Source organism: Streptomyces sp. NPDC086549 (genome assembly GCF_044746205.1).
GTDB lineage: Bacteria > Actinomycetota > Actinomycetes > Streptomycetales > Streptomycetaceae > Streptomyces.
This window is the reverse complement of the sequence record NZ_JBIVBS010000028.1, coordinates 52,211-72,944: the sequence shown is the minus strand read 5'-3', so window position 1 is coordinate 72,944 and position 20,734 is coordinate 52,211. Positions and strand designations below refer to the sequence as shown.

The following is a 20,734-nucleotide window of genomic DNA, read 5'->3' as shown; positions in this document are numbered from 1 at the left end:
GGGTGCGGTCGGCTGAGCTGGGGTGATAGGTAAGCGATGTGACAGAGAGTCTTGAGTATTCCGCCCTGCTGCAACTGATCGACGAGCGGTCGGCCGCGTTCCGGAGTGCGGTTGCCGCCGCGCCCAGCCTTGACGCGCCGGTGCCGTCCTGCCCCGAGTGGACGTTGTTCGATCTGGTGCAGCACCTGGGTACGGGCCAGCGCTGGTGGGCCGCGATCGTCGCCGCGGGCCCGGCCGAGGCTCCGCCGGCCAAGGATGCCGCGGAGGTGCCGCGCGAGCTCGAGGCGCTGCTGGCCTGGTACGCCGAGTCGAACGAACTGCTGCTGAGTGCGCTGCGCGAGGCCGGCCCGGAGCGCGAGTGCTGGGCGTGGTGGGGCGCCGGCGTGTCGCCGGCGAATGCCTGGGGCGTTGCCCGGCGCCGGGTGCACGAGGTGCTGGTGCACACCTACGACGCCCAGCTCGCCGCAGGCGCCGTGCAGCCGATGCCGGCGGACGTCGCGGTCGACGGCGTGGCCGAGTTTCTCGACACTTGCAACTCCACCCCGGCGGCCTGGCCGCACGAGGCCGCCACCATCCACTACCACGCCACGGAGGGCCGCTCCTGGCTCCTCGCGCTGGACGGCACCGGCGCCTGGCCGGCACCCCTCACGGACGACGCCGCGCCCGCCTCCGCTTCGGCCACGGGCACCGCCGAGCAGCTGCTCCTCTTCGTCTGGGGCCGCCTCACGCTGAGCGACCTGAAGATCGAGGGCGACCCGCAGGTGTTCGAGCAGCTGATCGCCTGGGAGCCCGAGGAGTAGCCAGTCAATACCGCCAGCGGACGGCCTCGATGACGTCCGCGTCGGTGAACATCGCGAACAGCTCCGCCTCCGCGCGGCGGACGGCCAGTACGGCCTCGTGCAGCTCGGGCCCGAGCGCCTCCCTCAGCACTGCCGACTTCTCGAAGGCGTCGATCGCCGCCGGCAGGCTCGCCGGGAGGCGCTCGGCCGTGTCCAGGGCGGCGGGGTCACCGACAGTCTCGGGCGGGAGGGAGTGGCCGGCCTCCAGTCCGGCCAGCCCGGTGGCCAGCACGGCGCCGATCAGCAGGTAGGGGTTGGCGGCGGCATCGAAGCACTTGAGCATCGCCCTCCCCTCCGCCCAGGCGGACCTCGGCATATCCGACGCAAACCGCCAGTGGGTGATCACCGCCTACGCGCTGGCCTTCGGTGGCCTGCTGCTCTTCGGTGGCCAGATCGCCGACCTGTGGGGCCGCAAGCGCACCGTCATCGTCGGCCTCAACCACGGTCGTCCAGTGGCAGCCGGCCGGGATGGCGCGGACGCCGCTGCCTGACCGGCAGCAACGGCTCGATCCGCCCCCACAGGTCGTCCGGCGCCATCCACGAAGGACCGTTCCCCTTCCCCATGACTCGTTCAACGAGCCAGCCAGGAAGGGGATATGGCTACGACCAGGTTTCTGTTAGGTGCTCTTAGTGGGCGGTTCGTGAGGTGATGTCTGTTTCTGGCTGAGGTTGGAGCAAGGTCGCTGGTGGAGGTTTTGTCGGCTATTGCTTCCTGGCGAAGTTGCCGGTGTCGGCCTCGGTGAGGATCCCGAGTTTGACCAGGCGTTTCAGCTTGGCGCGGGTGCCTTCGACGTTCTTCGGCAGCAGTTCGTGGCCGAGGGCTTTGCAGACGTCCTTGGCCCGTAGCGGCCCGGTCGTGTGGTTGAAGGCGGTGAGGATGCGGGGGTAGTCCGGGTGCTCGGGCAGGTCCGGCGCGACGGCCGGGAGCCGGTCGGCGAGGCCGGTGACGGTCTTGTGGGTGATCGTGAGGTGCTCCAGGTGGGTCTCGGCCTCCCGTAACTGGGTCTGCAGTTCGTCGATCTGTGCGCGGAGGTCGTCAGCCAGCGCTCGGGCGGCGTCTTCCTGGAGGTCCAGGGCTTCGAGCAGGGGCTGGATGTTCATGCTGCAACCGCCTGCGCCTCGCGCCAGGTGGGAGCATTTGCGCCGGTGAGGCGTCGGGTCATGACGTGGGTCATCGCCCAGTAGACGCGGGAGGCGGAGGAGGAGGGGCGGTGCTCGTAGTCGCGGACCAGGCGCCGGTGCAGTATCAGGATCCCGTAGGTCTGCTCGACCCTCCACCGCTTCGGCTGCGGTACGAACCCCTTGACCTGCGGGTTGCGTTCGACGATCTCGACGTCGATGCCCAGGCCGGCGCCGTGCACGACGACCTGGTTCTTGAAGCCCTGGTCGACCAGGGCTTTGCGGACGGTTCCGCCGGTGTGCCCGGCGACCTGGTCCAGCAGGACGATGCCCGCGGCGTTGTCGTGGGTGTTGGCAGCGAGGACGACGACTGCGATGACCAGGCCGAGGACGTCCACGGCCAGTCCGCGCTTGCGGCCTGGCACCCGCTTGGCCGGATCGTGGCCACTCGTGGAGGCGGGGACCCCGGCGGCGACGTGGACACTCTGGGTGTCCAGCACCACCAGGGTCGGGTCCTCTAATCGTCGGGCCCTCTCCCGGACCTGGCAGCGCAGGAGTTCATGGATGACGTGGTCGGTCCCGTCGTCCCGCCAAGCGGCGAAGTAGTAGTAGGTCGCGCTCTTCTGCGGCAGGTCGTGCGGGAGATAGGCCCACTGGCAGCCGGTCCGCCCCTGGTAGAGGATCGCGTTCACGATCTCCCGCATGTCGTAGGCGCCCTGGTGGCCGCTGACCGAGCGGTGCCGGTCCTTCCACGCGGTGATCACCGGCTCGATCAACGACCATTGCTCGTCCGACAAATCACTCGGGTACGGCTTGCGTTCACTCACCCGGACACATCACCAGATCAACAACCTGGACCGGCAGATTCCGCCCCGCCGCCACACCATCAGGCGACAGCGGATCCACTCAAAGACTCACGAACCGCCCACTCAGGACGTGCCGGATCCCTCCAAGGCCAGGCCTCATCGGTCGCTCATGGTGGCGCTTGCCGGATCAGGGGCGCACATCGACGTAGTCGCCGGTGGCCTTGGCCGGGCCGGTGGTGTTGGTGCCGGTGAAGCTCCACCGCCAGTAGCCGTCCTCGACTGCCTTGACCGTGGTGCGAAGGGTGCCGGTGCCGCTGGTGTTCACCGTGGCCACCGTGGTGTAGGTGTTGCTGCCCTTCGGGCGGAACTGCAGTTTCACGGCCTGGCCCGCGTATCCCGCATACCGGTAGGTGTCCCAGTTGGCCCGCACGAGCTTGCCGGTGACGGTGATACGAGCGCCCTTGGCCACCGGTTCCGGTGAGGCGTTGACTGTGAGCCGCGCGGCACGCTTGAGGCCGAACGACCCCACGCCGGGGGCAAAAACGGAATCGCCGTCGTTGGCGTCGACCAAGGCGTCGACTGACCATGTTCCCGCGTTGGCGTTGGCCAGATCCACCGGGTCGTCGCTGCCCGGAGCCGGGTGGGCGTTGACGGTGAACACCGTCGTGCATGCCGTCGCGGTCTCGCAGAACGCATCGGTGGTGTAGAAACCGCCGTGCGGCCCCTTCAGATCCACATCGGCGAAAGACAGACCGGAGTCATCCGATCCGGTGACCGTGACCGGGAACTGTACGTTGTGCGTGATACCCACGATGACGTCATGTCCGGAGTTGATGGTGGCACCGCCGACCACCGGGTCGCTGGGCGCGGTGTCGGACGCGGCATCGGCCGAGGCACCGACCCCCGCCAGCAAGACGGCGACGGCCCCCACCACGACACCGCGGCTTGTGGCGCGACCGACGGGCTTGCGCCAGAGGGCACGTGCGGCGGCGATGGGCGGGGCGATGTCGCGCCCGCCGCTTTGTCTGTCGCTAGGTCGTGCGGCGAAGCGGCTCATGAATCCTCCCAGGGATGACAGGCCTTGCTGCCGACCACACCGTGCGAAGGCAGTTGGTGGCGAGCGCAGGAGACCGATCTGTGTCACTCCCTACGACTGCCGAACCGGCCCGATCGTTGCCCCCGGCCGGGGCGGGAAATCAACCAGCCCCCCCGCCACGGGAGTCGGACAATAGACGAACAAGAGATGGGTCCGGCACCGCTTCACGAGTGACCCGGCATCGGCGACGTCGAAGTACACGAGGCAGAAAGAGCCGGCGCTGTCCTCGCACCGCCCAGCTACGAGATCTCCCAGGTGCCGGACCAGCCGCTGGGACTTCGTCTCCGGTGATCGCGCCGGCTTCGGCGGCAAGTGGGACTGTCGGGTCCTGGGTGTCTCCCGCTCTGGTTGCTACCGGCACTTGGCCACCGTCCAGGCCTGTGTCGAACGCCGGGCTGGGGGAGGCGTACGACGGCTGAGTTCCGCGAGGTTCACGCCGAACACCGCGGTGCCTATGGTGCCCCTTGTGTTCATGCTGAGATGCGGGCGCGGGGATGGGGTATCAACCGCAAGCGCGTCGCGCGTCTGATGCGGGTCAACAACATCGTCGGCTGGCACCTGCGGGTGCGGGGATATCACTTACATAGCCGTCGGATCCTCCTGGCTCTGCCTCGCCACGGTGATCGACATCTGCTCGAGGCGGGTCGTGGGCGGGTTGTGGGCTGGTCGATCGCCAACCGTATGCGCACCCGGCTCGTCACCGACGCGGTAGAGCTGGGCGTGGCCGCCCGCGGCGGCCAGGTCCACGGGGTCGTCGCCCATACGGACAGGGGCGCGCAATACCTCTCGGCCGCCCTTGCCGAGGTCTGCCGCCGGCACGGCATCCGCCGCAGTATGGGCCGTGTCGGCTCGAGCTGCGACTGTGAGGATGATCAGGTGCCGCTCCGGGCGGTGCCCTGACCCGAGCTACGACTGGCGCTGATGCCTTGGCATTGATCTGTCGGTCACCGCCTGGAGCGGCACTCGCTGCCGCTGGGCAGGGGACGTGTCCCAATAGGCGCCTTCGCGACAGGCACCGTCACAGTCTTGACCACCCCGGCCCGGCGACGGTCACTGACCCGAGGCGATCAGGAGACAGCCGACCTTGTCCAGCATCACGCAGTCCGCTGCCCCGTGTCACATCCCGGCCGGCGTCGCCGAGGAGATCCTGCTCGGGGTGGACACCGACAAGGACGTTCACGCCGCGGCCGTCATCACCGTTCTCGGCGCCACCTTGGACGGCCGGAGCTTCCCGGCGACTGCAGAAGGCTATCGCCAACTCGTCGCCTGAGCCCGCTCGTTCGGTGGGTGGCGGTGTGCCGGGGTGGAACGCACCGGTTCCTGCGGGGCTGTCCCTGGCCTGTCACCTGCGCACCGAAGGCATCGAGGTCACGGAGGTCAACCAGCCCGACATGGCTGCCCGTCGGCGTCGCGGCAAGACTGACGCAGTTGACGCCGAAGCCGAAGCCGAAGCCGAAGCCGAAGCCGTGCTGTCCGGGCGTGCTACCGCTGCGGCGAAGACGAGCGACGGTCCGGTGGAGATGCTGCGGCTGTTCAAGCTGGCCAAGGCATCTGTGATCAAGTCCCGGACCCAGGCCATCAACCACTGCCTGTGTCCTCCAGGAACATTGCGAGCCGATTCACGTCGCGGGCCCGGTCGCGGGTGGTCTCGGGGCGGTACCTGGTCAGGTCCCGCAGCTGGCGGATGTCGCGTGGGGGCACGAAACCGGGCCGGACCAGCCCATGCTCGACCAGGCGGCGGATCCACTCGCAGTCCTTCACGTCGGTCTTGCGACCCGGGACCGTCTTGATGTGCCGGGCGTTCAGCAGCCATGGCTCGATGCCCTCGGTCGCCTCCAGCAGGTAGAACAGCGGCTTCCAGTAGGACGCCGTCGCCTCCATGCCGATCCGCGTGATCTCGTTGTCCACGAGCCAATCCCGTAACTGCAGCAGGCCATCGCTCATCGTTGAGAATGTGCGGACCTCATAGCGAGCGCGCTTGCCGGTTCCCGGTAACCGGATGCACACCTTGGCGTCTGTCTTGCTCACGTCGGCACCCGCGCACCGTTCCTCGACTACGTCCATGTCCGCACCTTCCCCCTGTCCCGCACACCGGAACGGTGCCTGTCCATCCGGGGCCACAGGATTCAAAGAAGCTCCGTTGCGTGCTCATGGCAACATCGCTGGACTCCTGCGCACGGCCCCCGCGTCCGAACATCCAGCGGGCTCAAGGTTCGGCACCAAGCACCGTCGACGTCCTCCGGACGGGCACCGACCCCGTTTTTCCCGGCCACGGGGCGGGACCGAAAGGGCCCGGGACGACTATCCAGGACGGCTCTGACGCCGTGATCACACCAAGCACGAAGGGATCATGCCTCTACAAGATCGCCGAGGGGCAGATGTCAGCCGATCAGCAGCTCGTCCATGCGCTCAACGGACTTGGGGGTGCCCATCTCGACGGCCATTGCCACCAACCGCGCGTGGTACTGCGGCGTGATGAGCAAGGCGTCCTCGTAGATCCACGAGCACATGGTGTCGAAAGCCAACCCCCACTCGCCGTGCGCGAGCAGATGCCGCACGTCCGTGATGACAGCCTCTGAAGTGAGCGGCGAGTCCACGAGGAGAGCCTCTACCTCCGCTCGATACGACAGGCTCACCAGTCGCCCCCATGCCAGAGCTGAACGGATCGATGACGCCCATATCTTCGCCGCTTGCCGGTCGACTGTCGACTCATCTGATTTGCGGGACAGCCCTTCGGCTCGCAGGCCGCGGTTGACGGTGTTGTTCACACGGTCGGCCGCCGCCGCGTCGTGTCGGGGGCACCGGTGCTTCGCGGCACCGAGCGTGAACAGTAGGGGCTCGTCGGGGCGTTGGCCTCGCGGGGCGGGTCATGTGAAGCCGTGTCAAGCGGACGCGGGAAGGGCGAGGGCCTCGGTGCGGCGGTGGCGGCCGTTCCCGGGCGAGGTCAGGGCGGTCCGGCGCTCGACGGCAGGGTGTCCACGGTGCCGGCCGATACCGGAGTCCGTGACCGGACGAAGGCGGCGAAGGGCCCTGATGGTGGGGATCGACGGCTTCAAGGTGTTCTCCAGGTGGGGTGTTCCGAGCGGTTCCGGCTCGGGCTCAGATACCGCGGGGGTCCTCGATGACGCGGACGGTCCAGAGCTGTTCGAAGTGCCAGCGGTTGAAGGCGTAGGTGTGCTCGTCCGCCTGGGCGACGGCGGTCCACCGTCCCTCGTGCCAGTCGTAGAGGCGGTTGCCGTCATAGCGGAGCTGGTGACCGTTGTCGTCGGAGCGCCAGTACGAGTGGCCCGAACGGTCCTGCTCGCCGTGCCATTCACGCTGCCCGTCCGAGAGGGACCACCCCTCACCGATGCGGAAGAGGTCGCCGGGCTCCGTCACGGTGACGACGGCGGTGCCGGGGTGAGTGCTGTGCTGAGCTGTGGGCAGGGCGGCCGCCGAAGCGGGGCCGGTGGCGGCGACGAGTGCGCTGCCGGTCATCGTCACGGTGGCGGCTGCGAGGGCGACGCGGGTCATCAGCTTCTTCATGGTTCTGTCTCCTTGCTTCGCCCGACTTGTTGAGGGGGCGACGAACGATCGAGGCGTTGCGCCGTGGGGGCTCGTGGCCGATACGGCTGAGCAACGTCATGCATTGACGCTAACAGATCGTTGAGGCACCTCAATTAATGAACGGGTGTGACTGTCGACTCACATGGATGAAGCTGCCCGGAATGTCGTGAGTGTCCAGAAGAGGGTAAATACGGCAAGGGGCCACGGGAATACCCGTGGCCCCAAGTTGCCTGGTGGCGGGTCGGTCAGGTGCAGACGGCGTCGCTCTTGGACGTCCTTACCCGGATGAGGAGCTCGCGGAGTGTCGAGAGCTCCTCGGGGGTGAAGTCGGCGAAGAGCTCCTTCTCCACGGCGGTGATGGCTTCCCGGGCCTCTGTCAGGACGCGGTTGCCTTCTTCGGTGAGTGCCACGATGTGGCGGCGCCGGTCGGCCGGATCGCGCCGGCGCTCGATGAAGCGCGTGGCCTCGAGATCGTTCAGGATCCCGCACAGGATGCTGGGGTCCACTTCCAGGGCCTCTGCCACGCCCTTCTGGCTCATGTGTCCCGACTCGCCCAGCAGTATGAGCGTCGCGCCTTGGCGGGGTGTCAGTCCGCACAGTCTGAAGGCGTGCTCCATGCGGGCGTGGGCGATGGCGCCATGCTGGGCGAGCAGAAAGCCGAGCCGGTGGAGGGGGTCGGCCTCAAGGGTGCCGGGCAGGTCCGCAGTCATCGTCACCTCACTTACCGTGTCAGTTGGCAAACCATTACTCGAACATAATCATCTAGTGATGTCGATGATATCAAGGTCTCAATGGTATGGGGGCCTGGTCCATGGTGGGAGCACGGTTCGCAGGGCTGGAGCCGCGGTGGTGGACGGAGAGGCGTGATCGGCGGTTGCGCCATGTCGTCCCGGACAGACGAGAGCGGTTTGCTACTCGGCCGGTGATCAGAGCTGGTTTGCGATCCGCCGGTCGGGCTGTTCTCCAGCAAGCTGGCCGCGGCGACCTCGACGTCGTAAGCCGTGCTGGCGGCGCTGGACCACCCCTGCGCCGCGATGGGTGCGGCGTCGAGATTCAGCAGCACGCTGCCGTCCTTGAACGTTGCGTCGGCGATCCGGTAGCCGCCGTGCTGCGACAGCCGCTCCTGTATGGCCCCGCGGTCGCCGGGGAAGGTGTGCGTACTGATCTCGTCCGCGTCCATCCACCGGATGGTTCCGCAGCCGAGGCCATCCCGGGCCGGATCCAGCCGTTCCCCTGCCGAACACGTTGCTGCCTCTCACGCAACGTCACTGACCGGCGGTTCTGACACGGCTCCGGAAAGCATGGGGGGCGCCCCGGCCGTTGTGCACCAGCCGTTCAGCACGGGCGGCAGGAGAGTCGCTGTGCACGCTCATGGCCGGGACGACATCCTTGGCAGCGCCTGCAGCGACCGCGCCCTGGTCGTCTTGTCGTGTTCCTCGAAGCCGCCGGCATCACCGACGCGGACGACGTCCTGGACGATCCGCAGCTGATCGACTGGCAGGGCGCCCCCGCACATCGCGAGTGGGCAGGGCGCTGCGCAACCGCTCCCTGCTCAAGAGATGCCGGCCATGCGTGAGCAGTTGCTGGAGCGCACCTGTGAGTGGTGTGGGGGAGCGGGTCGAGTACAGCGGCCGCGGCCGGTGCGCGGGAGGTTCGCACGGCTGAGGCCCGCGCAGAGCGTCCTGGGCTACGGCATGGCCGTAGCCCAGGCCCAGTACCCGGTCGCGGACCTCACGGCCAAGCTCCGCGACCGCGGCGTCGACGTCACCTTCGGCATCCACCCCATCGCCGGCTGGCCCCCCGGACACGTGAACGTGCTGCTGGCGGAGGCGAAGGTGCCCTACGACATCGTTCTGGAGATGGACGAGATCAACGACGATCTCGCCGGCACCTCGCGGTCGTCCTCGTCATAGGAGCCAACGACACCGTCAGCCCCGCCCTGAGGACCCGGGAAGCCCCATCGCCGGAATGTCGGTACTACGCGTGTGGGAGGCCGACAACGTCGTGGTCTTCAAGCGGTCCATGGCCACCGGATACGCCGGAGTGCACAACCCGCTCCTCTTTCGCGAGAACACCGTCATGCTCTTCGGCGACGCCAAGGAGCGCGGCGAGGACATCCTCCGGCACCTGTAGCAAGGCGCGGCACGCAACGGGCGGCGAGGCCAGGACCCTCACCCGGGAAACGCCCGCGTCAGCAGCTCGTGCTCCGAGTCGTGCAACAACCCGCCGCAGAGTCACACCCTCGGAGAACGAGTCCCAGAGGTTCGACGTCCTTCCGTCACCCCACGTCACACCACACCCGATCCATCCCCGAAGAACGCTCAGCTGTCGCGACGCCTTTCCAGGTCCTCGGCGGTCTCGATGGCTCGTCGTCGCATCGTTTCGGCTCCCCGGAGTCCCAGCCCAGACATCAGGGAACAAGTAACCCGCCGTAGCTGTCAGGGCTTCGTAGTTGCAGCCTTCTTGGGCTGACGGGGCACGGTCTTGGTCTTGGTCTTGGTCTTGTCGAGGTGGCCGTAGATCGTTGATCGGGGCACGCTGAGCGTGCGCCATCTTGAAGTTGCAGGTCAGCGGGGTGGTGTGATCGTGCAGGGTCGTGCTCACCCAGGTCGCGGGCCGCTGTCTTCGCTCTTGGTCATCGGTCATCGGTCATCGGTCAGCGGTTGACCTCGCGGTTCGTGAGCACGAGCAGGGCGCGCAGGAGATCGGTGGCGTGGGTCTGGTCGGTGTGGAGTCCGGTGAGGGGCCGCCACATCTTCAGTCGGGCGAAGCAGTGCTCGACGGGAGCGCGCCGGCGGCCAGGACGCGATTGGCTTGCTTCTCGCCGGTGGTGAGCTTACGGGCGGTGGGCCTCGTAGCCGGTGACGACGACCGGCTGGTCGGGATCATCGTCAGGGCCGAGGAAGCCGAGGTCGGCCAGGGCGCCGAGCCCGGCGGAGCATGTCGCCAGGACTCCTGCACATCGACGCCTTGCCGCTGCAGGAGCACCCTGCGGCGATGCGCCCTTCAAGCCCAGGTGCACGGCGGGCAGACGGCGTTCCTGGCCACGGCGGTACGGCCTGCGGCCGCCCTGTTGCCCGCCTTCTTCGTGCGGACCTCGCCCGGCGCGGCGGCGGCACTCACGGAGCCCTGGCCCACATTCGCCTAGCGCTCTAAATGCTTGTACGCTAGATAATATAGTCGCGAGATAGCACCGGATGAAGAGGTCGACGACATGACACAGCAAGACCAGTCCTCGCGCCACGCAGTCGGACAGCAGCTCTCGTTCGCCCTCTACGGGGCGGCAAACCGCATGGTCCGCGCACATAAGCCCTACCTCGCACCCTTGGGACTCACCTTCCCCCAGTACCTGGCACTGCTCGAGCTCTACAGTGGCACGCCACGATCTGTCGGCGAGCTCGGTGAGAAGCTCGGAATGGATACCGGCACCATCACACCGCTGGTCAAGCGGCTCGAAGCACTGGGCATGGTCACCCGGACGCGCGACCCCAGGGACGAACGCCGTGTACTCGTCGACCTCACCCCGGACGGCGAGGCCATCCGGGAGGACGTCTGGCGAGTGGTCGAACAGGTTGACGCGCTGTGCGAGTCACCCGAGTTCGACCTCGACGAGCTCCGGGACCTCCTCGACAGCCTCGTCCGGCCCAGCGGCTTCCCGGCGGCGGACCGAGCAGCGAACTCGAAAGGAAAGCAGCAGTGAAGATCGGAATCATCGGGACGGGCAACATCGGGACCGGCCTGGTCCGCACGTTCACGAAGGCAGGCCACACCGTCCGGGTCGCGAACTCCCGGGGGCCCGAGACCATCCAGGACCTCGCGGCGGAAACAGGCGCGACCGCAGTCACCGCCGCCGAGGCCGGTCAGGACGTCGACGTGCTCATCACCTCGATCCCGCTCGGGAAGATGCCCGACCTCAAGCCCGTCATCGACCAGATCCCGGGCCACGTGGTGATCGTAGACACCTCCAACTACTACCCCTTCCGTGACGGGCAGATCGAGGCCATCGAGAACGGGCAGCCCGAAAGCGCGTGGGTCGAGGAGCACATCGGCCGCCCGGTCATCCGTGCCTGGAACGCGCTCGGCGTGGCCACCCTGCAGAACAAGGGTGTACCCGAGGGCACCCCGGGGCGTATCGCCATCCCCGTTTCGGGCGACAGCCCCGAAGCCAAGCGGCTCATCAGCGGTCTGATCGACCAGACCGGCTTCGATGTCGTTGACGCGGGACCGATCGCAGAGTCCTGGCGCATGCAGCCCGGCTCCCCGGCCTACTGCACCGAGCTGACGAGCGAGCAGCTCAAGAAGGCCCTCGAATTGGCGGATCCGGAGAAGGACGAGCTGCGCCGCGAGTTGGCCCTTCCGATCGCCGCCACCTGGAACGACATGCACCATGACGACATGGTCGGGCTCCTCCGCGCGATCGCCCAGCTTCCGCGGCTCCTGGACCTGTAACACCCTGCGCCAAAGAGGCTACCGAGGCGGTCTTGGTAGCCGCTTCATGCAATCTCGACCCTCTGTGGGGCCTCGTCGACATCGGTCGCCCAAGAGCCCGCCCGGTCAGGCACTTCTTCGCCTCGATCACCGTCGGGGGCTCGCACCAGCGCGTCAACCAGCTGGATCCGGGAGGGACTCGGTCGGTCAGACGCGTGGTCTGCGGTGCGTGACATCCCGGTCTCACGCAGAAGGCGGCACGGAGGATCCGAACCGGGCGAACTTCAGTGAACCCTTGCCGTCTTGGGATTCGCTGGTCAGGGGTACTGCGTGACGCTGGTGAAGGGTTCTCGGGCCGGTGGCGGGCGGTAGCCCGTCGTCTTGATTGTCGGGTGGCGCCGAGAGGGGCGGTCAGTCCATTCCAGGTCACGGGGCGGGCGGGTTCGTAGGCTCGCGGGATGACGGAGATCAGTGACGTCTCCGAACGCGTCGCGATCGGCCGGGCACAATTCGACGAAGAGGGATAACTCCTGCGGCTCGGCTTCTACGACCGCTGGCGCAGACACTCCGCGATCGGCTACCTCGCGCCCGTCACCTTCGAACAGAGATCAACTACTCTGGCCACCGCTGCATGAGAGTAGGTGTCCACACAGGGTGGAAGCCCCGTTCATGAGAGGGGACAGCATCTGGGCGGGTCAGGCCGTCAGTGCTCGCCGAAGAAGATCTCCTTGACCTCGCGCAGCGCGTAGTAGACGAGCACGTACCCAGCGGCCGGGTCGGCCCACCACAGGCCAGCGAGAGAATTCAGCAGGAGGCCGAGCAGCACGGCGGCGGCCAGCAGGCCGTCGATCAGGGTGACTCGACCCTCGGTCTTCAGCACCGGATTGTCCAGCATGATGCCAGTGCGTGTCTTGCCGGCGGCGAGCGCGAACATCACCGCGGCCGTCACCGCAGTCCAGCCGATGCCCAGTGGCGAGTGGTGGGACCGGAAGCCGGTGGCCAGCACCCAAGTGGACTGCACCAGCAGGTACGCCGCCAGCAGCGAGAAACCGACACCAATCAGCCTCAGCGCAAGGCGCTGGCGATCCTCGCCGCGACCGGACAGCTCCCAGATCACCACGGCGGAGGCGCCGATCTCGATCAGGGAGTCCAGGCCAAACCCGGCCAGCGCCACAGACCTCGCTGAGATCGCGGCGACGGCGAGAACCACGATGCCGATCACGTTCCAGCCGAGGGTGGCGTACTCCAGGGCGAAGCCACGGCGGATAAGCGTCTGGTGGGCGGCGTCATCAACGCTGGTCACCGCGAGATCCTCCCAGACCTGCCTGTCGGCCTGGAAGGCACCTCGGGCAGTGCTGTCGAATCTCGTGAAGAGTTCGATTCGCGCCCTCACCTGTCTGCCTCCTCAACTGGTGAACAGGTGCTGTCCGTTCTCGGGCTCTGGCTCAACTTCCGTGAAACGCACACGTTGAGTGACGGCTGACGCCTGCAAGGTCTCGGGGAAGTTGCCTGAAAATGATCAGCGACGGTGTTGGTGTGGCCGACAGTCAAGCCGCATGCATGCCTCCTACCTGCGGTTTCCCGCCGATGTGGCCGAGCCGGCTTCAGCCTGCTGCGCAAGCGCGTATTGCCGGCCATCTGATCAACCGCCCGGCTCTCGGTGATAGGACTTCCCTCTACGGAAAGATGACGAGGGGCCGACAGTATGGACGCAGCAGTAGCGATCAGCCTGATCCGCATGGCCGCTGCAGACTTGACGATGGAACCTTGGCAGCGCCCCTTGGACGCTTATCTGGTCCAGTTGGGCCTGGACGCCCTAATGGCCGACATCGAGGCTCCCTCGCTTCCTCTGCTGGCTGGGCTGGTGCGCGGAGAGTACCCCCAGGCCCGCGAGCTGTTCGACCTTGTGCTGGAAGAGTTGGGCCTGCTGCCGCTGGCCTCGGAAGATCTTGCCAAGGCGCGATGGACCGCAGCCCGTTGGTGGGCCGGCCAGATCGTGGTGTGCCAGCTCGATCCCGTTCGCGGAGCCAAGCTGATCTATCAGGAGTCTGCAGGCGAACTCGACTACCCCGACGCGCTGCAACCCGTCGTTGATCTGGCGAGTGCACTCGACCTGCTGAACGATCAACATCCGGAACAGCAGCACATCAGCGACCAGGTCACCTCTGCGGCGCGAGACTTTCTCGCCACAGAAGGGCACCAGAACCACAGCCTTTGAACTACGTCGTACGACCCACCGTGACCGGTTCACGGAAAGCGAGCCAGACCTGGCGAACATGCGCAAAGCCACCTGGGCTTTCTCGCGGCGGAGCCGGGTGACGGCCTCGCTGACCCGCTGGAGGGCGGTCTCTGTGTTGTGGCGGCGGACGGCCAGGGCAGCGGCCGTGCGGGGGTCGGGGATGGCAGCGGTGTTCATGCGGAGTCCTGTTCTGGCTCGTCGCTGCCGGCTGTGGACGTAACGCTGTACTACTCGCCATCCTCCTCGGTGCCTGCCTCGGCGAGGTCGGTGGCACGGAAGGCGGTGGGCCGCACTCGGTGGAAGTAGTCCTTGGGTTTGCACAGGTCCAGGGCGAAGGCGTCATCGAGGAGGCCCAGTCCTGCGAGGGCTTTCTCCGGGCCGTCGATGGCGCGGGCGGTGGGTTCGAAGTAGCGGTGGAGGTAATCGGCTGTGGCGTCGTCGGGGGCGCCTTCGGCCAGCAGCCGCCATTCTCCGAACTTGGGAGCATTTCGAAGTACCGCCGGCTTTTTGGCCCGTGGGCTAAGCTGTGCGGCCATGACTACCGGGACGGCGTTGCGCCACACACGGATTGGTGACCCGGTGCTCTTCTGAGCGCCGTACGGGCCGGTGCTGGCCCGCCGTTGGATCGAGAATCTTGCGCTGCTGCGCGGGCCCCGCCTCCGTCGTGTTGATCACAGGCTCGACATGTCAACCACGACAGGAGAAATCATGCCCACCAAGACGCTGCAGATTCCCACCACGGACGGCCAGGCCGACGCTTTCGCCGCATTCCCCGACCGCGGCGAGCGGCACCCGGGGGTGCTGATGTACGCGGACGGCTTCGGCATCAGGCCCGTGCTGCAGGAGCTGGCCCGCGAACTGGCCGGGCACGGCTACTACGTGCTCCTCCCCAACCTCTTCTACCGGCACGGCCCGGCACCGGTGATCGAACTTCCCGAACACATCGGAGAAGAGGTCCGACCCGCGGTCTTCGCCCAGCTGATGCCCTTGATCCAGGCGCACACCACCGAACGTGTCCTGAGCGACGCCGACGCCTACCTCAGGTTCCTCACCGCCCAGCCCGAGGTCGATGCCGGACCGGTCGCGGTGACCGGCTATTGCATAGGCGGCCTCCTGGCGATGCGCACCGCCGCGGCCCACCCCGGCCAGGTTGCCGCCGTCGCCGGATTCCACGGCCCCGTAGGCGCCGACGGGCCCGACCTCGTCTCCAAGCTCACCGCCCAGGTCCACCTCGGCCACGCCGAAACCGATATGACACCCGAGGCCCTCGGCGAGCTCAACCAGGCCCTGGATGCCGCAGGTGTCAGCTACACCTCCGAGATCTACCCCGGCACCATTCACGGCTTCACCATGTCCGACACCGATGCCTTCAACCCCGCCGCGCTGCAGCGCCACTGGGACCGCCTGCTGCCCCTTCTCGGCCGCACCCTGGCCAACGGCTGAGGCTCCGGCGCGGAAACCAAGTCCGAAGTACACGTCTCCGGAGTCCTAGCGATGTCTCGGGGCCGGTGTGAGGGCGGGCACAGCCCGCCCTCACCGATTGCGAGTTAAGAGTGTCCAGATGCAACAGGGCTCTTGTTCGTGTCTAGTTTGGCTGTGCTGACGTCCGGCTACTCACATCGGCTGCGCGTAGGCAGCCCAGTCTCCGGCGGCGGCGCGCTGCCGCTTGACAGAGACGGTGATGTCGATGCCGAGGGCGCGGGCGAGGATCGCGGCGGGCAGTTCGGTGGCGAGCTGGAACGGGGCGGTCGAGCGGGCTTCCGCGAGCCGGATGCCGAGGTTGCGGAGCCGTTCGCCCATGGCCCAGGCACTGATTGGGCGGCCGGGCTGGCCGGCGGGGAAGAGCGAGGGTGACTTTGTCCGGCCAAGGACGGCATGGCTGCGGCGAATCGCGACCTGGCGGAGGGCCAGTTCAGCGACGGATCCAGGAAGCTCGACCGGGACGGCGCCGAGGCGGATGCGGACGGTTCCGTCGGTTTCCTCGATGTGGTCGACCACGAGCCGGCAGATCGCTGCGGGCCACTGGGCGTGAACTATGACTTCACATCATGACTTCGGCCGGCGCGCGCGGCCGTCTCCCAGGTCACGTGACGGCAATCGCTGTCACGCTCCTGGTTTCCTGCCTGGAGGACGGTCTCGCCATCACCGCACTGATGCTTGACTTCCACGACCGAGGCACGGGGGGCTTCGGAATCGCCGCGCTGTTCGGGGCGATGTCTGTCCCTGCGATCGTGCTGGCCGGCCTGGTCGGCCGGATATCCGACCGCTATCCGGCCAGGCGGGTACTGTCACCCCTGGGCGTCGCCCTGGTCGCCGTGTGCGCCCAGATGGCGACGGCCCACGCAGTTGCCCTGCTCATCGCTATGTTCGCCGTGTTGTCAGGGCTGATGGCGATCGCGGCGCCGGTGTTCGTGAAGGTACTGCTTCAGGCTGCGCCCGGGCCTTTGATGAGCCGCGCCGGGGCGCTTGTCTCCATGGCATCCAGCCTGGGTTTCCTCAGGGGGCCCGGCGTCGGTGCCCTGCTCATGGACGCCATCGGACTGCGCGGGGTACTGCTGATGGACGCGGTCACCTACCTTTCCGTTCCCGTGGTCGCGCTCTTCCTGCCGGCGCCGACCGACACCGCCACACCCTCCAACTCGGCACAGCCTGACCAAGAATCCGGGTTCCTCGTCGGCCTACGAGTACTCGCAGCACCTTCCGCTGGCACGCATGGTGCTCATCGGGCTGGTACTCAACTTCGCCCTGCAGGTCACCAACGTCGTGGAGATCTACCTCGTACGCGACTCCTACGGCGCCAGCGCAACGGTCTTCGGGCTGGTGACAACAGCATGGGCAGCGGGGCAGATCGCCGGGGCCGCAATCGCCGGACGCTGGTTTGCTGAACGCCCCACCGTTCGCCCCGCCGTCCTCACCGTCCTAGCGGTGGGCGCAGCCCTGCTGGCCATCGCAGCCCTGCACGGCCTGCCAGGTCTCTTCGTCCTGACGGCCCTGGCAGGTATCGCCGACGGAGCATTCGGTGTCGCACGCCAGACCACCGTGGGGCGCACCATCGGCTCAGCCAGACAGGGGAGCGCGGTGGCGGCTCATGCCGCGCTGCTCAACAGTGCCACCATTGCCGCCCTGATGTGCTCGGGCCGTCGCCTCACTCGTCCAGCCACGCACCGTCTACGCCTTCGCCGGCGGCCTCCTCTTGCTCGCCCTGGCCGCCACCCACATCTACCGCGATGCCGACTCCACGAAGACGTCGCGACCCGCCGCCGAGCAGCACGCGGTCCCAGCCGCCGCCCTCCCCACAGACTGATCCGCGCCTTCCAGCAGCCGATCGGATCGAGGCGAGCCTCGCCGCCGCCGAGCAGAAGCGCACCGCCATGCGCAGCCTCGCGGCCCGGCACACCACCGTCCACCTCGGCATGTCCGACTTCCGCACCAGCGCCGGCCGACACACCGAGAGCCCTTACGGTGGCTGAAGGCCGTCCGGCCGCGGGCCCTTCGAGCCTGCTGCGACCGGTCGAGTGACACGGTCACCGGATGGGGTGACGGTTGCCGGTTGAGGCATCGGTGGCTTGCCCCAGAGGGATAGGACTAGCGGAGAGTAGGTCTATCAACAGGAGTCTTCGTGAAGGTCGTGAAGGTCATCGGGCGGTTGTCGATCCCTGTGGCGATGGGGCTGGTTCTGGCTGCAACGGGGGTCTCGTCCGCGGCTGCTTCGGCCGTGTCACCTGCTCCGCGCGCTTCTGCGGCCAACGGCCCGGTTCTGGAACTCACCGCTGCCGACAACGGCAAGACGGTGACGGTCGACCGCGACGATATCGTCACTGTCTTCTTGACGAGCAGCACTACGCCCGGGCCCGGCACAGTGTTCGCCTGGAGCGCGCCCACATCCTCGGACTCGAACGTCCTCGCAGAGGCAGCCAGCATCGCCACCCCGAACGGCGACGCGCATGCCATCTTCAGAGCAACCGGCTCAGGGTCGGCCACGCTCTCCGCCGTGAGGGGATGCAAGATCGTCTGGCCTGGCCACCCCTGCACTCTGCCTCTGCTCCTGTGGAGCGTCACCGTCAACGTGCAGTAGGCCGTGTGAGTGGGTGGGTTGGTTGGGTGTCAGTGGTCGTGGATGGGTTGTAGCCGGTGCTGGGCGTGGTCTGTGCTGGTAGTTGCTGCCATGGGGTGACCAGGTTGCTGCCGTGAGCCCGTTGGCACGGTGGTGGGTGGCTGTCAGGGGGTCGCTCATTCCTGTGTGCGGGGTGCCGGGGTCGGGGTGTGCCGGCTGGCACGAGCGAGGGTGCTCGGCTGGCGCGTGGTGTGGTGGTACGTCGGGCTTGCGAGCGTTCCCCAGTCCACTGTGCCCCCGACCCTCGACGTAGCTGAGCGGTCATCCTGCAGCGAGACTAACCAGCAAGCGGTCAAACTTCCCTACGTTCTTCCACGGGACTGGGCGAGCCCTTCGTATGGTTGGCCTACCCAGGGGCGTCGGGTGTGGCTTTCAAACTTCTGCCGCTTGTGGCTTCCGCCGATTGGCCGCCCGACGCCCCACGACGATTCGGCTGCCAATTACCGGTAGGAATCGTTGACCTGGGGATTCACGGAACTGCGGATAGAGCCGCAGAGTCTCAGGCAGTGCTCTCGTCCGGCTTGTTGAGCAGGGCCAACTCCTCCTCGGTCAGGCGCAGGACTCCGGCGGCGATGTTCTCTGCCAGGTGCGCCGGGTTCCTGGTGCCGGGAATGGCCAGCACATGCGGACCGCGGTGGAGGGTCCAGGCGAGCCGCACCTGGGCCGGCGTCGCATTGTGGGCCCGGGCGACAGACTGGACGCGTGCGTCCTGCTCCCGGCCTGCGGCTGCCTCGCGCCGCAGGCCGGAGACCGCGAAGAACGGGACGAAGGCGATGCCCTGCTCCCCGCACAGGTCCACCAGCCCACTCTCGTCGGCGCGGCGCCAGTCCAGGCCGTAGGAGTTCTGTACACAGACCACGGGCGCGATCGTTTGGGCCTCGGCCACGTGCTCGGGCAGGACAGCGGAGAGCCCGAGGTGCCGGACCAGGCCGGCCTCGCGCAGCTCGGAGAGGGCGCCGAAGTGCTCGGCGATCGAGGCTGTGCGGGGGCCGCCGGCGCGCAGGTTCACCACGTCCAGGTAGTCCCGGCCAAGCTGTCGCAAGTTCTCCTCGACCTGGCCACGCAGCTGGTCGGGGCGGGCTAGGTAGAGCCACTCGCCGGAGGGATCGCGTGCCGGGCCGACCTTGGTCACCACGACCACATCGCCGTACCAGGATGACAGGGCACGGTTGATGAGCTCGTTCGCGGATCGCAGTGGCGAGAAGTAGAACGCGGCCGTGTCGATGTGGTTGACGCCCTGCTCGAACGCACTGTGCAGCAGGGCGACAGCGACATCGCGGTCGATCGGCGTGCCGTCGGAGTTCCCCATCATGCCGTTGCCGGTCAGCCGCATCGAGCCGTAGCCGATGCGATTCACCTCCAGGTCCCCGAGCTTCCAGGTCCCTGCTGCCGCCGCTGCGCTCACCGTGCTCCTTCGCCCGTCGGTTCGTCAGGTCCTGGAGTATGGGGCCGTCGCGGTGTGCTGCGACAGGTCAACGGGCTGGGCGAAACATCACATCCCTTTCCGGAACTAACCATCGTCGCAAAGCCGTTGGACCTGACGAGAGAGCGCCGGTCAGGACGAAGTTTCAGACCTTCTGCTGCTGTCCTGCCGAGGTGGCGGACGATCGGGGCTCCGTTCGGCGCGGCCGGACAAGGCGATCACCACCCCGCCGGTCGCATGCGGCTCGGACGAGCGAGTTGGAACGCGACCTGCCCGCGAGCAGAGGGTGGGGAGACGAGGGGTTCTGGCCGCGATTCCGTGAAGGATCTTGGAGTCTCTCGGCCAGGTGCGGCCCGTTCGGAGTCGCCTGGTTGGATGAACGCATGACGGATTGGTCGACACTCATCGACGCGTGCGGTTCAGCAGGGCACGTGCCTGCTCTCTTGAACCGGTTCGAGGCCGACCCCAGCGGTGTGTGGTCCGAGCTGATGGACCACTTGTGTCCGCAGCTCGACACCGCCTTCACTGCCAGCTTCGCAGCACTTCCGCGCTTGGCCGAGATCGCGACCGCGGCCAGCCCGGAGACCCTGGGCGGGGTGCTGTCGGCGGCGGGAGCCATCGCTTCCTGTTCGCCCGGGTTGTCCGAGCCCGACAGCCCTCTGACGGTCTTCTCGGCTCCGATTGCGGTTCTGCATGACCTCACCAATAGACGCCTGAGCCAGACGGACGAGGCCGAGGAATACGTGAACCTGCTGCAGGCCCTGCTCTCCTTCGAGGGCGTCGAGATCTGGGACCGCTCTTTGGACGGCCTGCAGACTGGGGAGTATGAGGTCGACTGCCCCTATTGCGGCGTCAACATGTTCGTCGTAATCGGACAGGACGACTACTTCTGCTGCACCGACGACTATGCGCTGCAAGAAGTGCAGAAGTCACCCCTCCAGCCGGCGCGAAGGCAGCAGCTGGAAGGGCTGCCGCGGAGGTTGTTCACGCGGGCCCTGGCGGACGGTCAGGAGGGCCTGGCTCATGGCGTCCGTTACCTGTTCGGGCGGGCCGCCTGCCCGGACTGCGGGACCGACTTCTCGGTGGCCGAGCGGGTAGTGGCCGGCTGGATTCCCTGACCGGCC

25 protein-coding genes and 4 pseudogenes are annotated in these 20,734 nt (G+C 67.4%); 16 read left to right on the top strand and 13 right to left on the bottom strand.

What is annotated here, in order from left to right; translation table 11 throughout:
* Nucleotides 1-38: 38 nt before the first annotated feature.
* Nucleotides 39-800 (top strand): maleylpyruvate isomerase family mycothiol-dependent enzyme, encoded by a 762-nt coding sequence (locus tag ACIPSA_RS47195; protein ID WP_402647384.1) that lies wholly within the window; start codon nt 39-41, stop codon nt 798-800.
* 4 nt (nt 801-804) lie between these two features.
* Here the strand turns inward: ACIPSA_RS47195 and ACIPSA_RS47190 are convergent, their stop codons facing one another.
* Nucleotides 805-1,122 (bottom strand): hypothetical protein, encoded by a 318-nt coding sequence (locus tag ACIPSA_RS47190; protein WP_402647381.1) that lies wholly within the window; start codon nt 1,120-1,122, stop codon nt 805-807.
* On the opposite strand from ACIPSA_RS47190, the pseudogene ACIPSA_RS47185 reads away from it, so the two are divergent.
* Nucleotides 1,094-1,276 (top strand): annotated as a pseudogene (locus ACIPSA_RS47185) (MFS transporter); the annotation flags it as partial. The gene ACIPSA_RS47190 and the pseudogene ACIPSA_RS47185 sit on opposite strands and share 29 nt — an antisense overlap.
* 265 nt (nt 1,277-1,541) lie before the next feature.
* Here the strand turns inward: ACIPSA_RS47185 and ACIPSA_RS47180 are convergent.
* The 3 genes from ACIPSA_RS47180 to ACIPSA_RS47170 all read right to left on the bottom strand — a co-directional run bounded on the left by ACIPSA_RS47180 (nt 1,542) and on the right by ACIPSA_RS47170 (nt 3,821).
* On the bottom strand, nt 1,542-1,940 hold the full coding sequence (locus ACIPSA_RS47180) for a hypothetical protein (RefSeq protein ID WP_402647378.1): 399 nt from the start codon (nt 1,938-1,940) through the stop codon (nt 1,542-1,544).
* The gene (locus ACIPSA_RS47175; protein ID WP_402647376.1) at nt 1,937-2,785 is read right to left on the bottom strand and encodes an IS5 family transposase; all 849 of its coding nucleotides are present in this window, start codon (nt 2,783-2,785) and stop codon (nt 1,937-1,939) included. Before ACIPSA_RS47175 ends, ACIPSA_RS47180 begins: the two co-directional genes overlap by 4 nt.
* A gap of 166 nt (nt 2,786-2,951) precedes the next feature.
* Nucleotides 2,952-3,821 carry a calcium-binding protein gene (locus tag ACIPSA_RS47170; RefSeq protein ID WP_402647373.1) on the bottom strand — a complete coding sequence of 290 codons (870 nt, stop codon included), beginning with the start codon at nt 3,819-3,821 and terminating at the stop codon, nt 2,952-2,954.
* 298 nt (nt 3,822-4,119) lie between these two features.
* Here ACIPSA_RS47170 and ACIPSA_RS47165 point away from each other — a divergent pair.
* Nucleotides 4,120-4,721: pseudogene (locus ACIPSA_RS47165) on the top strand (DDE-type integrase/transposase/recombinase); the annotation flags it as partial.
* Between the two features lie 223 nt (nt 4,722-4,944).
* Complete coding sequence (locus ACIPSA_RS47160) at nt 4,945-5,130, top strand: hypothetical protein (protein ID WP_402647370.1); 186 nt, start codon at nt 4,945-4,947, stop codon at nt 5,128-5,130.
* Between the two features lie 308 nt (nt 5,131-5,438).
* Here the strand turns inward: ACIPSA_RS47160 and ACIPSA_RS47155 are convergent, their stop codons facing one another.
* The 5 genes from ACIPSA_RS47155 to ACIPSA_RS47135 form a co-directional block, all read right to left on the bottom strand.
* On the bottom strand, nt 5,439-5,924 hold the full coding sequence (locus tag ACIPSA_RS47155) for a transposase (protein ID WP_402647367.1): 486 nt from the start codon (nt 5,922-5,924) through the stop codon (nt 5,439-5,441).
* A gap of 317 nt (nt 5,925-6,241) precedes the next feature.
* Complete coding sequence (locus ACIPSA_RS47150; RefSeq protein ID WP_402647364.1) at nt 6,242-6,628, bottom strand: MafI family immunity protein; 387 nt, start codon at nt 6,626-6,628, stop codon at nt 6,242-6,244.
* 331 nt (nt 6,629-6,959) lie between these two features.
* Nucleotides 6,960-7,385 (bottom strand): hypothetical protein, encoded by a 426-nt coding sequence (locus ACIPSA_RS47145; RefSeq protein ID WP_402647361.1) that lies wholly within the window; start codon nt 7,383-7,385, stop codon nt 6,960-6,962.
* A 266-nt stretch (nt 7,386-7,651) separates the two neighbouring features.
* The gene (locus tag ACIPSA_RS47140) at nt 7,652-8,116 is read right to left on the bottom strand and encodes a MarR family winged helix-turn-helix transcriptional regulator (RefSeq protein ID WP_402647424.1); all 465 of its coding nucleotides are present in this window, start codon (nt 8,114-8,116) and stop codon (nt 7,652-7,654) included.
* A gap of 11 nt (nt 8,117-8,127) precedes the next feature.
* The gene (locus ACIPSA_RS47135) at nt 8,128-8,586 is read right to left on the bottom strand and encodes a hypothetical protein (protein ID WP_402647358.1); all 459 of its coding nucleotides are present in this window, start codon (nt 8,584-8,586) and stop codon (nt 8,128-8,130) included.
* Between the two features lie 249 nt (nt 8,587-8,835).
* Here ACIPSA_RS47135 and ACIPSA_RS47130 point away from each other — a divergent pair, with 249 nt between their 5' ends.
* From ACIPSA_RS47130 to ACIPSA_RS47110, 5 genes and pseudogenes are all read left to right on the top strand, one after another.
* Complete coding sequence (locus ACIPSA_RS47130; protein WP_402647355.1) at nt 8,836-8,982, top strand: hypothetical protein; 147 nt, start codon at nt 8,836-8,838, stop codon at nt 8,980-8,982.
* An 85-nt stretch (nt 8,983-9,067) separates the two neighbouring features.
* Nucleotides 9,068-9,539: pseudogene (locus ACIPSA_RS47125) on the top strand (NAD(P)(+) transhydrogenase (Re/Si-specific) subunit beta); the annotation flags it as partial.
* 712 nt (nt 9,540-10,251) lie between these two features.
* On the top strand, nt 10,252-10,554 hold the full coding sequence (locus ACIPSA_RS47120; RefSeq protein WP_402647352.1) for a hypothetical protein: 303 nt from the start codon (nt 10,252-10,254) through the stop codon (nt 10,552-10,554).
* A 66-nt stretch (nt 10,555-10,620) separates the two neighbouring features.
* A complete protein-coding gene (locus ACIPSA_RS47115; RefSeq protein WP_402647349.1) occupies nt 10,621-11,106 on the top strand; it encodes a MarR family winged helix-turn-helix transcriptional regulator in 486 nt (161 codons plus the stop codon).
* Nucleotides 11,103-11,855: an NADPH-dependent F420 reductase gene (locus tag ACIPSA_RS47110; RefSeq protein ID WP_402647346.1), complete on the top strand. Its 753-nt coding sequence runs from the start codon at nt 11,103-11,105 to the stop codon at nt 11,853-11,855. The genes ACIPSA_RS47115 and ACIPSA_RS47110 overlap by 4 nt, the downstream gene beginning before the upstream one ends.
* A 682-nt stretch (nt 11,856-12,537) precedes the next feature.
* Here ACIPSA_RS47110 and ACIPSA_RS47105 read toward each other — a convergent pair.
* Nucleotides 12,538-13,227 (bottom strand): cation transporter, encoded by a 690-nt coding sequence (locus ACIPSA_RS47105; protein WP_402647343.1) that lies wholly within the window; start codon nt 13,225-13,227, stop codon nt 12,538-12,540.
* A 312-nt stretch (nt 13,228-13,539) separates the two neighbouring features.
* Here ACIPSA_RS47105 and ACIPSA_RS47100 point away from each other — a divergent pair, with 312 nt between their 5' ends.
* Nucleotides 13,540-14,052 carry a hypothetical protein gene (locus tag ACIPSA_RS47100; RefSeq protein ID WP_402647340.1) on the top strand — a complete coding sequence of 171 codons (513 nt, stop codon included), beginning with the start codon at nt 13,540-13,542 and terminating at the stop codon, nt 14,050-14,052.
* 248 nt (nt 14,053-14,300) lie between these two features.
* Here the strand turns inward: ACIPSA_RS47100 and ACIPSA_RS47095 are convergent, their stop codons facing one another.
* Complete coding sequence (locus tag ACIPSA_RS47095; RefSeq protein ID WP_402647337.1) at nt 14,301-14,609, bottom strand: hypothetical protein; 309 nt, start codon at nt 14,607-14,609, stop codon at nt 14,301-14,303.
* Between the two features lie 172 nt (nt 14,610-14,781).
* Between ACIPSA_RS47095 and ACIPSA_RS47090 the strand changes: the two genes are divergently transcribed.
* Nucleotides 14,782-15,516, top strand: coding sequence for a dienelactone hydrolase family protein (locus ACIPSA_RS47090; RefSeq protein WP_402647334.1), 735 nt, complete (start codon nt 14,782-14,784; stop codon nt 15,514-15,516).
* Nucleotides 15,517-15,687: 171 nt separating this feature from the next.
* Here the strand turns inward: ACIPSA_RS47090 and ACIPSA_RS47085 are convergent, their stop codons facing one another.
* Nucleotides 15,688-15,873 (bottom strand): hypothetical protein, encoded by a 186-nt coding sequence (locus tag ACIPSA_RS47085; protein ID WP_402647332.1) that lies wholly within the window; start codon nt 15,871-15,873, stop codon nt 15,688-15,690.
* 75 nt (nt 15,874-15,948) lie between these two features.
* On the opposite strand from ACIPSA_RS47085, the gene ACIPSA_RS47080 reads away from it, so the two are divergent.
* From ACIPSA_RS47080 to ACIPSA_RS47065, 4 genes and pseudogenes are all read left to right on the top strand, one after another.
* Entirely contained in the window at nt 15,949-16,125 is a 177-nt protein-coding gene (locus ACIPSA_RS47080; protein WP_402647329.1) for a hypothetical protein, read from the top strand.
* Nucleotides 16,122-16,958: an MFS transporter gene (locus ACIPSA_RS47075; RefSeq protein ID WP_402647326.1), complete on the top strand. Its 837-nt coding sequence runs from the start codon at nt 16,122-16,124 to the stop codon at nt 16,956-16,958. The genes ACIPSA_RS47080 and ACIPSA_RS47075 overlap by 4 nt, the downstream gene beginning before the upstream one ends.
* A pseudogene (locus ACIPSA_RS47070) lies at nt 16,843-17,148 on the top strand (MFS transporter); the annotation flags it as partial. The gene ACIPSA_RS47075 and the pseudogene ACIPSA_RS47070, both read left to right, overlap by 116 nt.
* A gap of 544 nt (nt 17,149-17,692) precedes the next feature.
* Nucleotides 17,693-18,148: a hypothetical protein gene (locus tag ACIPSA_RS47065; protein WP_402647324.1), complete on the top strand. Its 456-nt coding sequence runs from the start codon at nt 17,693-17,695 to the stop codon at nt 18,146-18,148.
* Nucleotides 18,149-18,686: 538 nt separating this feature from the next.
* On the opposite strand, the gene ACIPSA_RS47060 is transcribed toward ACIPSA_RS47065, so the two are convergent.
* Complete coding sequence (locus ACIPSA_RS47060) at nt 18,687-19,592, bottom strand: oxidoreductase (RefSeq protein WP_402647321.1); 906 nt, start codon at nt 19,590-19,592, stop codon at nt 18,687-18,689.
* A 389-nt stretch (nt 19,593-19,981) separates the two neighbouring features.
* On the opposite strand from ACIPSA_RS47060, the gene ACIPSA_RS47055 reads away from it, so the two are divergent.
* The gene (locus ACIPSA_RS47055) at nt 19,982-20,728 is read left to right on the top strand and encodes a hypothetical protein (protein WP_402647318.1); all 747 of its coding nucleotides are present in this window, start codon (nt 19,982-19,984) and stop codon (nt 20,726-20,728) included.
* Nucleotides 20,729-20,734: the final 6 nt, after the last annotated feature.

What these genes read in the sequence shown, in the direction of transcription:
- ACIPSA_RS47190 (WP_402647381.1), bottom strand. Translation starts at nt 1,122, where the DNA reads ATGCTCAAGTGCTTCGATGCCGCCGCCAACCCCTACCTGCTGATCGGC.
- ACIPSA_RS47180 (WP_402647378.1), bottom strand. Translation starts at nt 1,940, where the DNA reads ATGAACATCCAGCCCCTGCTCGAAGCCCTGGACCTCCAGGAAGACGCC.
- ACIPSA_RS47170 (WP_402647373.1), bottom strand. Translation starts at nt 3,821, where the DNA reads ATGAGCCGCTTCGCCGCACGACCTAGCGACAGACAAAGCGGCGGGCGC.
- ACIPSA_RS47155 (WP_402647367.1), bottom strand. Translation starts at nt 5,924, where the DNA reads ATGGACGTAGTCGAGGAACGGTGCGCGGGTGCCGACGTGAGCAAGACA.
- ACIPSA_RS47145 (WP_402647361.1), bottom strand. Translation starts at nt 7,385, where the DNA reads ATGAAGAAGCTGATGACCCGCGTCGCCCTCGCAGCCGCCACCGTGACG.
- ACIPSA_RS47140 (WP_402647424.1), bottom strand. Translation starts at nt 8,116, where the DNA reads ATGACTGCGGACCTGCCCGGCACCCTTGAGGCCGACCCCCTCCACCGG.
- ACIPSA_RS47135 (WP_402647358.1), bottom strand. Translation starts at nt 8,586, where the DNA reads ATGGACGCGGACGAGATCAGTACGCACACCTTCCCCGGCGACCGCGGG.
- ACIPSA_RS47115 (WP_402647349.1), top strand. Translation starts at nt 10,621, where the DNA reads ATGACACAGCAAGACCAGTCCTCGCGCCACGCAGTCGGACAGCAGCTC.
- ACIPSA_RS47100 (WP_402647340.1), top strand. Translation starts at nt 13,540, where the DNA reads ATGGACGCAGCAGTAGCGATCAGCCTGATCCGCATGGCCGCTGCAGAC.
- ACIPSA_RS47095 (WP_402647337.1), bottom strand. Translation starts at nt 14,609, where the DNA reads ATGGCCGCACAGCTTAGCCCACGGGCCAAAAAGCCGGCGGTACTTCGA.
- ACIPSA_RS47090 (WP_402647334.1), top strand. Translation starts at nt 14,782, where the DNA reads ATGCCCACCAAGACGCTGCAGATTCCCACCACGGACGGCCAGGCCGAC.
- ACIPSA_RS47085 (WP_402647332.1), bottom strand. Translation starts at nt 15,873, where the DNA reads ATGGGCGAACGGCTCCGCAACCTCGGCATCCGGCTCGCGGAAGCCCGC.
- ACIPSA_RS47080 (WP_402647329.1), top strand. Translation starts at nt 15,949, where the DNA reads ATGGCTGCGGCGAATCGCGACCTGGCGGAGGGCCAGTTCAGCGACGGA.
- ACIPSA_RS47075 (WP_402647326.1), top strand. Translation starts at nt 16,122, where the DNA reads ATGACTTCGGCCGGCGCGCGCGGCCGTCTCCCAGGTCACGTGACGGCA.